The sequence below is a fragment of the Georgenia sp. genome, from assembly GCF_054605595.1.
Genome location: NZ_JBTSDU010000023.1, coordinates 16,328 through 29,502, shown reverse-complemented (window position 1 = coordinate 29,502; position 13,175 = coordinate 16,328). Strand labels below are relative to the sequence as shown.

General features: G+C 76.2%; 8 protein-coding genes and 2 pseudogenes. All 10 read right to left on the bottom strand.

Annotated features, from left to right (window positions below):
• Positions 1-1,458 (bottom strand): annotated as a pseudogene (locus tag ACYC1Z_RS04970) (helix-hairpin-helix domain-containing protein); the annotation flags it as partial.
• Between the two features lie 54 nt (positions 1,459-1,512).
• On the bottom strand, positions 1,513-2,520 hold the full coding sequence (locus ACYC1Z_RS04965) for a hypothetical protein (protein WP_461408434.1): 1,008 nt from the start codon (positions 2,518-2,520) through the stop codon (positions 1,513-1,515).
• A complete protein-coding gene (locus tag ACYC1Z_RS04960; protein WP_461408433.1) occupies positions 2,517-6,920 on the bottom strand; it encodes a hypothetical protein in 4,404 nt (1,467 codons plus the stop codon). Before ACYC1Z_RS04960 ends, ACYC1Z_RS04965 begins: the two co-directional genes overlap by 4 nt.
• Positions 6,913-8,517 (bottom strand): baseplate J/gp47 family protein, encoded by a 1,605-nt coding sequence (locus ACYC1Z_RS04955; protein WP_461408432.1) that lies wholly within the window; start codon positions 8,515-8,517, stop codon positions 6,913-6,915. The genes ACYC1Z_RS04960 and ACYC1Z_RS04955 overlap by 8 nt, the downstream gene beginning before the upstream one ends.
• A complete protein-coding gene (locus ACYC1Z_RS04950; protein WP_461408431.1) occupies positions 8,514-9,014 on the bottom strand; it encodes a GPW/gp25 family protein in 501 nt (166 codons plus the stop codon). The genes ACYC1Z_RS04955 and ACYC1Z_RS04950 overlap by 4 nt, the downstream gene beginning before the upstream one ends.
• 25 nt (positions 9,015-9,039) lie before the next feature.
• Entirely contained in the window at positions 9,040-9,375 is a 336-nt protein-coding gene (locus ACYC1Z_RS04945) for a hypothetical protein (RefSeq protein ID WP_461408430.1), read from the bottom strand.
• Between the two features lie 48 nt (positions 9,376-9,423).
• On the bottom strand, positions 9,424-10,227 hold the full coding sequence (locus ACYC1Z_RS04940; RefSeq protein ID WP_461408429.1) for a phage baseplate assembly protein V: 804 nt from the start codon (positions 10,225-10,227) through the stop codon (positions 9,424-9,426).
• Entirely contained in the window at positions 10,224-11,282 is a 1,059-nt protein-coding gene (locus ACYC1Z_RS04935) for a hypothetical protein (RefSeq protein WP_461408428.1), read from the bottom strand. The genes ACYC1Z_RS04940 and ACYC1Z_RS04935 overlap by 4 nt, the downstream gene beginning before the upstream one ends.
• 3 nt (positions 11,283-11,285) lie before the next feature.
• Positions 11,286-12,176, bottom strand: a complete 891-nt coding sequence (locus tag ACYC1Z_RS04930; protein ID WP_461408427.1) for a hypothetical protein — start codon at positions 12,174-12,176, stop codon at positions 11,286-11,288.
• Positions 12,173-13,175 (bottom strand): annotated as a pseudogene (locus ACYC1Z_RS04925) (peptidoglycan-binding protein); the annotation flags it as partial. The gene ACYC1Z_RS04930 and the pseudogene ACYC1Z_RS04925, both read right to left, overlap by 4 nt.

Here is a 13,175-nt window from a genome sequence, read left to right as displayed (position 1 = left end):
GGCGCTCTCGCCACCGGCGCCGCCGACCCGCAGCTCGAGCGGGACCTGGAACCCGGTCGTGGTGTGCCGCAGGCGCAGGGCGGCCCCGAGCCCGGCGGGGGCGGCACCGACCGCGCCGGCACCCGCGGCGGTCGGGGCGGCGCCCGCGGCGGTGCTCCTGGTCGCGGCCGCCCGCCACGACAGGCCGCCGTCGCGGGTGTGCTGCAGCGCCGGCCCCGGCCCCGCGGTGCCCTCGTCCGCCGGCGAGGTGGCCGCGCTCCAGGTCACCGTGCCGGCGAGCGACTGCACCACCAGCCAGGTGCGCCGCGCGGCCACCGCCTCGACCTCGCCGGGCAGGGTGACGTTGAGCCAGGTGGGGGCGCCCGCGGAGTCCCGGGTCAGGGCCAGCTCGGCGGGGCGGGGCAGCAGCGACGCCCGCCCGGGCTTGCCGTCGAGGTCGCCGACGAGGTCGACGGCGACCCTGGCCTCGGCGGTCACGGCGCTCAGCAGCAGGTCCAGGGACGTGAACACCTCCGTGGTGGCGGTGACGAAGGGCTGAGCCAGCCCCTGCCCGGCCTCGACGAGGACGAGCCCGGTGGCAGTGGCGTCGGTCACCTGGCCGTGCACCACCCGGGTGGCGGCGAAGGCGCCCTGCACGCGCCCGGCGGTCTCGCCCGGGACGGCGACCATGCCGTGCGGCACGGCCACGGCGAGGTGTCCGCCGGCCACCGGGGCGCCGTCGTAGCGGTACGGGGCGACGACGGTCCGCACCCCTGGTGGCGTCGCGGCGACGGCGAGTTCGAGCTCGAGGTCGAGGGTGACGTCGAGCCGGGTGATGGAGTCGGAGTGCAGCACGAACGACACCACGTGGCAGCCGTGCTCGATGTCGAGGTCCGGCAGCAGCGCCTGCAGCAGGTCGGCGACGTCGGGGGTGGTGACCGGCTCGACGAGGTCGCCGAAGTGCGAGAAGAACACCGGCCCGCCCGCGACGGCGAGGCTGACGTTGCTCGGTGGGGAGGACACCCGCAGCGCGGACGCCTCCGCCCCGGCGGCCGGGACCCGCAGGCCGGTGACGGTGAGCCCCGGCAGATCGGCCGTGCTCAGCAGGTACGGCGGGCCGTCGGAGAATCCGCCGCCGGAGTCCACGGCCATGAACCCGCCGCCGAGGTCCACCAGCAGGGGCGCGGTGGTGAGCCCGGTGCCGGTGAGCGAGGCGAGGCGGCGGCGGGCGTGCAGGTCGATCTCGAGCGCGCCGTTCGTCCCGGAGGTGACGACCTTCGTCGCCCCCCAGGTGCCCGACCCGGTCCCGGTGGGCAGGCTGATGGTCTCGAGGAAGCGGCGGCCGGCGTCGGTGCTGACCGGGGTGAGCGTGAAGACGGCCCGGGTGAGGACCGTGCCGGCCGGCAGCCGGCGCAGCACCAGCCGCCGGTCGCGCTCGAACGGCAGTGCGGCGCCGTCGTGGCGTGCGTGGACCTCCACGGCACTCCCCCTTCCTGCCCACCCCGGCCGGCGACGGCCGGGGCGGGCACGCGGTCAGACCTTGAGCAGGACCATCAGCTTGAGCTCGCGCTCGAACCGACCGGTGACGTCGGTGTTGACGTCGTCGGAGTCGGGGTCGACCACGGGCGAGCTCGGGTCGTTGATGTAGAGCCGGGCCCGGGACTCGAGCCCGGTGTCCGCCCGGTGCGGGGGCCGGAACCACAGGGCGGTGCGGTTGTCGTCCAGGTGCTGCACGCCCACGTCGGCAGGCCGCGGCAGCCGCACCTCGCCGTCCCCGCCCTCGTCGATCCCCGCGAAGTTCACCGTCTTGCGCGGGTGCATGATGAAGAGGATGTCGTCCCAGTCCCCGTTGTCCTTGAGCTTCTTCACGGTCTGCTTCTCCTTGCAGCACCGTTCGAACCAGGGTGAGTGGGAGTACTGGTCGTCGTTGAACCGATCGTTCGGGTCGGCGAAGAACGCCTGCCAGAACTCGGTCTCGAGGTCGTCCAGGCTCGAGGTGTCGGAGTAGGGCACCTCGTAGCGGGTGAGCATCTCCGCGAGGGGGATGCCCAGGTCCGGCCCGTCGGGCGGCTGGATGTCCACGGCCCGCCGGCCGGTCCCCGCCGCGTTGGGCACCCGGACCCGACGCTCCTCGGCCTGGCACAGGTAGAACGTGGCGAACGAGGCGCGGGTCTCGTCGTCCTCGCGGGTGGCGACCTCGAAGTACTCGAGCTGGTAGAGGTCGACGAGCGGCGCGGTGCCCAGGCCGTGCTCGATCACGGTGACGTCGGTGCCCTTGAGCACCTTGAAGAGCTGCTGGTAGCCGGTGCGGCCGCGGGCGTCGTCGAGCACCCGTCGGATCACCTCGTCGGTGAGGGCGGCGATGTCGAGCCCGCCCAGGTGGGCGGCGTCGTCGGCGCTGGCCACGTGTGTGATCGCCTCGGCCGCGGCCGTCGAGGAGGCCCGGATGTCGGCGTAGATCTTCTCCTGCATCTCGTTCCACGCGTCCGCGGTGACGAGGTCGCCCGGTTCCTGCGGGACGTAGGGCGTCGGTTCGCTCATGATGTTCCTTCCTCCTGCGGGCCGAGCCCGCCTGGCTGGACGGGGAGCTCGGTGAGGTCCCTGGTGACGACGGCGCGCACGCCCGCCGCCTTCGCGGTGCCGACCCCGATCGCGGTCGGTCGGAGCAGTGCCTCGGCGAGGGTCGGCGGCGCCGGCCCGGCGACGACGGCGCGGGCGTTCTCGAAGCGGGTGCCCGGCAGGTGCACCTCGAGGTCGTAGATCTGCGGCCCGACGACGCGCGCGGAGACGGTGATGTCGTTGCCGTAGGGGCCCGGTTCGGCGGCGCGGATCTCGAGGAACCGGGGAGCCAGGCCCGGGCCGGAGACGTAGAGCTTCGCCTCCGCGGCCGGCCCGCCGAGGGTGAGGCGCCGCGGGTCCCGGAACGGCAGCGGGACGGCGGCCCACCCGATCGGCACCCGGGCCGCGATCCGCGTCTCGACCAGCCGGGACTCGGCATTGACGCGTGTGATGACGAAGTCGTCGTCGTCGACGGGGTCCATGACCACCCCGGTGACCCGTTCCGGCTCGGCGGAGCCGAACCGGGCCTGCCCGAAGGGGCGCCCGAACCGCGGGTCGAGGTCCGCCGGCAGGTGCACCTCGAACGCGCCGGCGGCGTGGCTGTCCCAGGTCACGGTGACCTGGGCCGTCGCGGCCCGGGGGCCGGCCGTGGCGAAGACGGCGGGCGGGTCGGTGGGGGCGAACCGGCCGACGTCGAAGACGGCCTCGCTCACGCACGGCCCGCCGGCGAAGGTGTCGCTGTCGAAGGCGGCGTCGTCGAAGCGGGCGGCGGCGCACTCGGTCCAGCTCCACCGGTTGGGCCCGCGGCGCACGGTCAGGGCCGGGGTACGGCGGGCACCGGGACGGGCCGGGTGGGCCGCGCCCACGGGCGCGGGGTCCGGGGGCGGGTCGACGTGGACGTGGTCGGCGGGCACGTCGTGCCGGGTGCCGCGGTCGAGGACGTGGGCGTGGACGCCGCCGGTGGGGACGGCCTCCAGGACCAGCAGACCGCCGGCGGGGACGGGGGTGTCCACGTGGACGGACCAGCCGGCGGCGGGGTCGCTCAGGGTCGGCCCGTTGACCCCACCGGTCGTGCCGACCTCGACGCGGCCGGGCACGTCGGCCGCGCCGGTGGAGGTCAGGGCCACGACGGCGCCGTGCGCGACGGCGGTGGTCACCGTCTCGGTGGTGGGCGGGTACTCGACGACCTCGAGGTGACGCACCGGCGCCACCTCCACGGCGCTGCCCGCTCCGGGCGCGGGGGACGTCAGCACCAGCCGGTCGTCCGGGCCGACGGCGGCGACCCCGGGCAGGACGGCCTCAATCGCGCCGACGATCTCCCCGGCGAGGGTGGCGGCGGGGGTGACGCCGGCGACGTCGACGTCCACGGGCGGGGCGCCGTCGACGGCCAGGCGCAGCACGGACCGGCCGCCGAGGTCGGCGGGGCCGAGCAGGTCCACCTCGCCCGCGATGTGGGCGGGGGCGGCGTCGGTGCCGGTGGCGGTGGCCCCGGCGGCGCCGAGCAGCCGCGGGGCGGCGTCGCCGGCCACCGCCCGGGTCAGGTCGATGCGGCTGGCGGGCCCGGTGGTGGGCGAGGTCAGCACGACGGCGAGGCCGCCGGGGATGGGCGTGGCGGCGGCGTCGGCGGCGGTGGCCGCGCGGATGGCGGCGGTGAGGGTGGCCGCGTCGACGGCGGCGGGGTCGGGCGGGGGGCCGGCGGCGAGCAGGTCGACGGTGACGGTCGCACCGCCGTCGATGGCGATGCGCAGCAGGTGGGCGAGGGCCGGGTCGGCCGCCGGGCGCGGGGGCAGGACGGGGGCGCGCAGGTCGGCCCCGCCGGTGAGGTCGACGGTGCCGACCACGCGGGCGGCGGTGGCCGCCCGGCCGGTGTAGGTGCGCGGGGGCGTGAGGCCGAGCACGGCGGCGGTGGCGTCGGTGCCCGCCGTGGGCGGCTCGATGACCAGGGCGCTGGCGGCGCCGGTGGTCGGGGAGGTGAGCAGCAGGTGGGTGCCGTCGTGCGCAGCGACCTGCGCCGCGAGCGTGAGGTTGACCAGGGCGACGAGCTGGCTGAGCGGTCGCACCGCCGGTGCGACGCCGTCGCCGAGGGGCACGTCCACCGGAGTGGCGCCGTCCACGCCCAGGCGCAGGGCGGCGTCGGCGGCGACCTCGACGCCGGCGGACAGGTCGACGGTGCCGGTCAGCCGCACCCCGGTGGCGCCCTCGCCCCGCACCAGCCCGGGCGGGACGCCCAGGACGGCGCCCAGGGCGTCCAGCACCCGGGGCGGCTCCAGCGCCACCCGGGAGCCGGCGCCGACGTCGGGGTCGGTGAGCACGAGCGTGCGCCCGTCGGTCTCCGCGACCAGGCCGGGGACCACCACGAGCCGGGCGACCACCTCGGCCGCGGTGGTGGCGCGGGGGCGGGGCCCGGCACAGTCGACGTCGACGCCGGCCCGGTCCCCCACCCGCACGCGCAGGTACCGGTCGACGTCGAGGTCCGCACCACCGGTGAGGTTGGTGGTGCCGGCCAGCCGCGCGGCGGTCGCCGGGGTGCCGACGGCCCGGCGGGCCGTGAACCCGAGCACGGTGGTGGCGGCGTCGTCGGTGACCCGGGCCCGGGTGACGAACCGGCGCCGTCGGGTCACCACGAGCGGTTCGACGGCGAGGGACCCGGCCGCGCCGGGACGGGTGGAGACGAGGATGAGGTGGGACCCGTCGTCGGTGGCGACGGGATCCGCGGGGTCGGCGCCGAGGGCGGTGTTGATGGCGGCGGCGAGCTCACCGACCTGCGCGGCGGTGCGGTCGGCGACGCCGGTGCGCAGGTCCACGGTGACGAGCCGGCCGCCGTCGGCCCGCAGCCGGAGGAGATACCGCGAGGAGAGGTTGACCCCGGCGGAGAGGTCCGCCGTGCCGGTCAGGCTCGCGGTGACGGGGGCGGTGCCGCGGGCGGAGCGGGGGGCCAGGCCGAGGACCTCCGGGGCGGCGTCGCCGGTGACCTCGGCGACCTGCAGCACGCCCCCGGCGCCGTCGGTCGGGGAGACGAGGGTGATGCGGTCGCCGTCGTGGGACGCGGCCTCGGCGCCGAGGCCCTCGTTGACGGCGGCGACGATCTCCGCCGGGGTGGTCGCGGCGGGGTCGAGGCCGGCGACGTCGAGGGTGAGAGCCGGCTCGTCGTCGAGCGCCAGGCGCAGCGCCGAGTGCTCGGACAGGTCGACCCCGCGGCCGATGGCACGGTCGGAGACGAGGCGGGCCGGGCGCGGGGCAGAGCCCACGGCGAACGGGGGCGGGTTCCCGAGCAGGCGACGGGCGGCGTCCTGCGCTGCCGCCGCGAGCAGCACGATGGAGCCGGCGTCGCCGAGGGTCGGTGCGGTCAGGGTGAGGAACCGGCCGTCGTCGGTGGCGACGCTCTCGCCGAGGGCGGCGTTGATCGCCTCGGTGACCTCGGCGACGTCGACGGCGGCCGGGTCCGCCGCGGCGGCGGCGCAGTCGACCTCGGCGAGGTGCTCGTCGTCGACGGCGAGGCGCAGGTACCGCTCCGCGCGCAGGTCGAGCGGGGTGGACAGGTCCGCGGTGCCGACGATCCGGGCGTGGGTGGCGTCCTGACCGGTGTAGGTGCGCGGGCGCAGGCCGAGCACGAGGTCGGCGGCGTCGTCGGGACCGTCCTCGACGGCGACGGCGGAACCGGGCCCGGTGGTGGCCGAGACGAGGACGAGACGGCCCTCCTCGATGCGGGCGGAGCCGGGGGTGAGCTCGGCGTCGATCGCGGCGACGATCGCGGCCGGGGTGGCGGTGGCCGGGTCCGCGACACCGGTGGTCAGGTCCACGGGCACGGCGCCGCCGTCGTCGCGGGCGACCCACAGCGTGTGCGGGCCGGTGAGGTCGACGGCGGGGCCGAGATCGACGAGCCCGCGCAGGGTACCGGGGGCGGCGTCGCGCCCGGCGACCGCGGCGGCGGCGGTGCCCAGCACCAGGGTCCCCGCGTCGGCGCCGCGGGGCTGCTCGGTGACCACCACCGGGTCGGCCCGCTCCCACCACGTCTCCAGCGCCTCGTCCTCGATGTGCAGGCCGAGGGCCTCGGCGGTGATCCGCACGATGCCGCGGACGGTGACGGTGCCCTCGAGGTGGGTGCGGACGAAGCGGAGCAGGTGCTCGCGGAACTCCGCCACGCTCTCGTCCGGGCGGGGCGCGAGCCCGTAGAGGGCGGCGAAGAGGGCGAGGTCGGTGATCGCCGGCTCCCCGGCGTCGGCGAAGGGGACCCAGTGCGCGCGCATGACGGCGATGAGGGAGTTCTCGGCGCTCTGCAGCTCCCCGCCGTAGGCGTCGACGACGACGCGCAGCGCGGAGGGGTCGCCCCGCAGCCGGAACGTCGGCGGCAGGTTCGCCAGGATGCGGTCGGCCTTAGGCACTGCCGTCCTCCGTCGCGACGTCGCCCGGCACCATGTCGAGCGCGATCCACCAGTCCTCGCCGGCCACGGTCGCGGCCACCCGGAACGTGCCGGCCTCGATCTCCTCGTCGGTGGCGCCCCGACCGCCCGACCCGCTCACGGTGGAGACCAGCAGGGAGCGGTCGGGGAGTCGCCCGCCCGAGGGGGCCTGGGACCCGGCTGCGTCCAGCGCCCCGGTGAGCGCCGCGCGCAGGGTCGCCGCGTCCTGCCCCGGGGCGAGGGTGACGGCCTGGACGAGGGCGTCGAGCAGCCCCCCGCTCCCGTCGGGGCCGGCGAGGTCGGCCCGGGTGACGACGACGTCGACGATCACCGCGGCCGTGACGTCCTCGACGGCGCCGATGGCCGCGAGCATCGCGGTGCCGTCGGCCGGGTCGCCCTGGGTGAGGCCGTCGACGTAGGCCTGGAGCGCGGCGACGACGTCGGCGCGCACCTGCTCCTGCCCGGGGGCGGACAGGCCCGGGGTGATGACGGCCCGGACGCGTGGGGTGAGGAACACGTACCGGGCCACCAGGGTGGCGAGGACCCCGGCGGCACGCGTCTCGTGCACGGAGTCGACCAGGCCGGGCAGCCGTTCGGGCTCGGCGTCCACGACGACGGTCACGGTGCCGGGCTCGGACCGGGTGGGCAGGGGCGAGTTCGGGTCGAAGAACTCGACGGGGGTGCCGCGGCCCTCGCGGATGACGCGGTCCAGGGCGGCGAGGGTGGCCTTGCCGAGGGCGCGCAGGGCGGCCTTGGCGCGGGCGCGGAGCTCCTCGTCGGTCTCGTCGGCGGCGGCGCGGATGGTGGGGTCGAGGTTGCTGACGTGCTCGATGCCGGCGACGGGCTGGGACATCTGGGAGATGGCGCCGGCGTCGACCAGGCCGATCTCGCCGGGGAAGCCGACGCCCGCGCGCACCTGCGCGTCGATGCGGACCTGCCCGCGCTGCAGGGTGCGCGGCTGGGTGGTGGCGAAGACGACGTCGCCCGCCGCGGTGGTGAGCCGGGTGCCGGCCGGGATGGTGATGTTGCCGTCCACGCCGCCGGCCCGGAAGAAGGTCACGAGCCCCTGGGCGAACTCCGCCGTCTTGCGGGTCACGTCGAGGATGGCGACGACGTGGTCCAGCGAGGTGCCGGTGGCGGTGTCGACGAAGGCGGAGAGGTAGGCGAGGTCGATCTGCTCGTAGACGACCGCGATCTCGCGGCCGACGGCCTCGGTGAGGGTGCGGGTGACGGAGCCGACGTTGATGTCGGACAGCGGTGAGCGGGACTCGACGCGGGAGTAGTCGACCGCGAAGGTCGTGTCGTCGTCGGGCGAGGTGCCGTCGTCGAGCCAGGCGACGGAGTTCGTCGCGGGGCCGGTGAACTCGAAGTCGATGGCGAGGAGGAACGTGCGGGGGGCGCCGTCGGCGGTGCCGGTGATGGAGCGGATCGCGGCGGCGGGTTCGGCGAGGGGGTAGGTGCCGATCTTGCGGTCGAACCGGATGGGCTCGTTGACGACGCCACCGATGACGGAGGTGAGGATGTCCCCGACCAGGTCACCGTAGGGGCGGTGGATGAGGGACGCGGTGTCCGGGTTCACGGCAGACCTCCGGCGAGCGGGATCGGGAACACGAGGTTGAGCTCGGTCACCCGGTCGATGGCGACGACGGCGGCCCGCACGTCGATGCGGGTGGGGTCGGCCGGGTCGGTGGTCACGGTGACGGCGCGCACCGTGGCGACGCGCGGCTCCTCGGCGAGGGCCTGGAGGGCGTAGTGCTTGGCCCGGTTGCGGGTGGTGGGGGTGTTCGGCTCGCCGACGAGCTCGTGCAGGCGGCTGCCGTAGGTGGGGTGGCCGAGGTGGGCGAGCTCGCCGACCTCGGTGAGGAAGCGCAGCAGCAGGGCCTGCTGAAGGTTCTCGAAGCCGGTGACGGGGACGAGGTCGTGGCCGGGGTCCGGTTCGCCGGGGACGAGGAGCTGGGGGCGGGGGCCGGTGAGCAGGTCGGCGCCGCGCTCGCGCTGCTCGGCGGTGCGCAGGTTCCCGAGCAGGCGCAGGTCGGTGCCGGGCAGCGCCGAGCGTTCGGGGGCGGGGGTGCTCATCGGGACCTCCTGGGGTCGGTGGGTGTCATGGCGGCCACCCGTCGGTGACGAACCCCGCGGACGGCGGGCCGATGACGAGGAGCACGCCGGGCGGGGAAGGGATCCGGTCCCCCACCCGCACCAGGCCGCGGCCCGCCACCCGGACCCCGGCGCTCGACCCGACCGGCCCGATGACCAGCGGGTAGGGCACGCCGGTGAGGGAGTTGACCATGAGGCAGATCGACCCCGACGTCGCCACGGGCAGCCCGCCCGCGAGCACCACCGGGGGCAGGACGGCGATGATCGTCCCGCTGTCGGGCGCACCCGCGGCGCCGGGCGTCACCAGGACGCTCGCGCCGATGCTGACCGGTGGTCCCGGCACGTCTCCTCCTCTCCTCATGGGCCGCCGCGGGGGCGGCCCGGCTGGTGGTCACGGGGTGAACTGGGTCAGGCCCTTGACGCTGATCGAGGCGCCCTGGACGGTGGCGGCCGCGCTGCCCTCGAGGGCGGCCTGGAGCCCCTTGACGGTGGCGGTGGTGCCGGCCTTGGCGGTGAGCGACGTACCGGCGTCGAGCGTGATGGAGGTGCCGGCGTGCAGGGTCAGGTCGGTGGCGGCGTCGAGGGTGACGGAACCGGCGGAGCTGAGGGTGACGTCGCCGTCCTGGTCCATGGTCACGGTGGTGCGACCGGCCTTGACCTCGACGGTGCCGCCGCTCGCGCCGGACTGGTCCAGGCGCAGCTCGGTCTGCCCGGCGGTGGCGGTGACCGTGCCGTCGACGATGCGCACGGTGATCTTGGGCGGCATCTCGATGATCAGCTCGCGCGGCGGGTCCGCGTCCTGGTGGTTGCGCAGGGCGGCGAGGACGCTCTTCTCGTCGGCGGCGGCGAGCGGCAGGCGCAGCACGATCTCGTCCGTGGTCGAGGTGGGTGGCCGGTCGACGTCGTCGTAGAGGCGGGCGATGACGATGGGGGCGTTGACGTCGCCGCCCTCGAACGCGACGAGCACGAGGTCGCCGACGTTGGGGATGCCGACGGTGCCGATGTGCCCGGTGCCCACCGGCACCCGCCGCAACGCGAGGCCGGAGTTCTTCAGGGTGACGTCGACGCCGTAGTTGGCGTCGTCGTCGGCCGCGGTGTGCGGGTGGACGTCCTCGACGACGCCGAGCTCGGTGGTGCGCACGGCGGCGAGCTCGTGCCGGACGATGGCGGCGATCGTGTCGACGATGGTGCTCATGGCGTGCCTCCCGGGAGGCCGGCCGCGCCGCCGGCCGCGGTCGCGGCAGCCCCGACGAGGCTGCGGAAGGTGACGTCGGTGGTGAACCCGGCGGTCTTGTCGAGGCGGTGCACGACGCCGGTGACCTGGTAGTTGCCGTCGAGGTCGGCGACGTCGGCGCGGTCGGGGAAGTCCTCGAGCCGTACCAGGTCCCCCAGCGCCACCTGGGGGCGGCCCTGGATGAGCACCCGGCCGGTGCGTGCGGCCGCGGCCAGGGCGTCGGCGAGCGCCGTGGCCGCGGTGGAAGCGGCGGCGGCGGTCCGCAGGGCGCCGCGCTCGATCACCCGGGTGGGGGCCCCGGTGCCGGCGACGGCGGCGGTGAACTCCTTGGTGAGCCACGCCCAGGACTCGTCCCCGCGGGAGGCGCCGGGGCTCTCCCCGAACGCCCGGACGGTGCCGGCGGCGGGCCGGGCCCGGGCGAGGCCGGCCTCGAGGACGTGCTCGCCGTAGGTGAGGACGTGCACGGTGCGGCTCCCGGACAGCGCCTCGAAGACGAGCTCGCCGTCCGGGGTGAGATAGGTGTCGAAGCCGGCGAGCGCGGCGAGGTCGCGGACGTGGCGGGCGGCGTCGCGCCGGCCGTCGACGACGTACGCCTCGATCGCGGGGCCGTCCTCGGCGCGGGCGACGGCCACGCGGGCCTCGGCGGCCAGCGCCCGCACGACGTCCCCGGACGTGGTGTCCTCGAAGGTGCGGTCCACCCGGGTGCGCAGCAGGGCGTCCGCGCGGGAGTGGCCCACGACCCGCACGGTGCGCAGGTCGGGCTCGACGGCGACGACGGTGCCGGTGAGCACCCGGACCGGGCCGGTCTCGTCGTCGGCGTAGCCGAGGTCCACGGACAGCTCGTCCCCCGGGGTGGCACGCAGCCCACCCACCTGCCCCTGGACGATCGTCACCTCGTCGGCCGGGGTGGCCAGGTCGAGGCGGACGACGATCTCCACGATCGTGCTCGCCCGGGGCTCGGCGGTGGTGTCGACGACGTGGTCGCCGATCCGCACCCGGTAGGCGGGGCGCAGCACGGCTCAGCCCTCCCTCAGCCACGCGCGCAGCGCGGGGCTCGTCGTGGTCGGGTCGCGGGGGTCGTCGAGCTCGGCGCGGACCTGCTCGCGCAGCCCGGGGTCGTCACCGAGGACGTCGGCGACCGGCAGGGTCTGCTCGGCCTCGAGCCCGACGAGGGTGGGCAGGTACACGCTGAGCAGGTGGCGGCGGCGGGTGCCGAGCCGGGGGTCGAGCGCGCTGCGGAGCATCGCCCGGGCCAGGCGGGCGCGGTGGGCGGCCGAGAACGTCCCGGTGAACGTCATGTCCTCGTGCGCTGCGACGAGGTAGGTCTCCTGGGCCTCGACGCGGGTGCCGGGGTCCTCCGCGACGGCCATGAGGCGGTCGAACCGGTCGAGGGAGTCGCGCAACGCCTCGCGGGCCGCCACCCAGACGAACGTGGCGAAGAGGGCGCCGGCCTCGCCGCGGTGCCCCTCGGCGGCGGCGAGCAGCACCTCCGCCGTCGCGGCCGTCCCCAGCAACCCCGTGGCGCGACGCAGGTCGGCGAGGACCGCCCCCGCCAGGACGATCCGGCGGCAGTGTGCCTCGTCCAGGGCAGCGGCGAGGGTGGCGGCGGCGGCGGCGAACGCGACGCGGGCGGCGCGGGGGTCGGTGGGGGCGGCCGCCCACGGGCCCAGGCCGCCGACCGGCCGACGCCCCGTGTGGCGGCGCTGGGCCACGGGCACGCCGAGGACGTCCCCGGGGGCCTCGGCGAGGGCGCCGCGGAGCACGTCCGCCAGGCGCACCGTCACCGTGCCGGAGCGTTGCTCGATCCCCGGCGTCGCGGGCGTCCAGGGCCCCCAGTCGGTGTCCTCGACCACGACCTGGACGATCGTGGCGTTGTCCAGGACCTCGGAGGTGACGGCGTAGGTGCTCATGCGCGGGAGTCCCTGGCCAGGTTGTCGAGCACGGCGGGGAAGCGCACCTCTATGGTGGTGTCCCCGATCGCCACGGCGGGCGAGGTGATCGTCGTGCCGGTGATCGTCGAGACGGGCGGGACGGCGACGGTGACCGCGCCGGTGGCCGGGTCGATGGTCCACTCTCCCCGCTGGGTCCAGCGTTTCTGGATCAGTGCCGTGTAGACGCGGTCGGCGGGGTCGCCGGTGGCGGCGATGACACCGGTGATGTTCGTCCAGATGCCCACGGTGGCCACGAAGTCCAACCCCCACGCGAAGCGGCGCAGCGTGGCCGCCGGGTCGGCCGGGTGGGTGCCGGGCTCGGAGTCGCCGGGGCTGTCGATGTCCTCGACGATCCACCGCTCCCCCACGGCCCGGGGGGTGCGGGCCCGGATCCCGCCGACGCCGAACGTGGCGGTCTCGCCGCCGATGCCGACGAGACCGGCACCGAAGCCGGAGTCCAGCGTGGGCGGGACGATGAGGGTCGGGGCCGGGTCCCCGGGCAGGAATGCCGGTCCCCCGTTCTGGACCCCGGTGGCCGCCGCCCCGTTGGACGCGACGACGGAGGCGTCGGTGTGGACCACGGGTGCGCCACCGGTGTCGTCGACGAACGTGCCGCGGATGCCCTCCGGGGCGGTCTCGTTGTTGATCCACCCGGCGTGGTACTGCCCGGCGGCGCGCCGTCCGTTCGCCCCGCCGGTGACGAGGTCGGCCTGGACGAGGAAGTGGACCGCCGCCGTCGCCGGCCGGGTGATGTCGAAGGCGGGGTTGCCGGTCTCGATGATGATCCCGCCGGCGCCGTCGCCGCGGTGGGCGAAGGTGCCGGGCGGCTCCACGCTGCTGTCGAGGACGAACGTGACCCGCCCCAGGAGGACGGTGCGCACGATCGAGGGCTCGCGGTCGACGCGGTGCTGATACGTGCCGTCCCCGTCGCCGTCGACGAACGGGCGTACGTGGAAGGTGCCCACGTTGTCGGTGAGG

Bases quoted from the DNA above. Each gene is read 5' to 3' on its own strand.
- ACYC1Z_RS04965 (WP_461408434.1), bottom strand. From the start codon at position 2,520: ATGAGCGAACCGACGCCCTACGTCCCGCAGGAACCGGGCGACCTCGTC.
- ACYC1Z_RS04950 (WP_461408431.1), bottom strand. From the start codon at position 9,014: ATGAGCACCCCCGCCCCCGAACGCTCGGCGCTGCCCGGCACCGACCTG.
- ACYC1Z_RS04940 (WP_461408429.1), bottom strand. From the start codon at position 10,227: ATGAGCACCATCGTCGACACGATCGCCGCCATCGTCCGGCACGAGCTC.
- ACYC1Z_RS04930 (WP_461408427.1), bottom strand. From the start codon at position 12,176: ATGAGCACCTACGCCGTCACCTCCGAGGTCCTGGACAACGCCACGATC.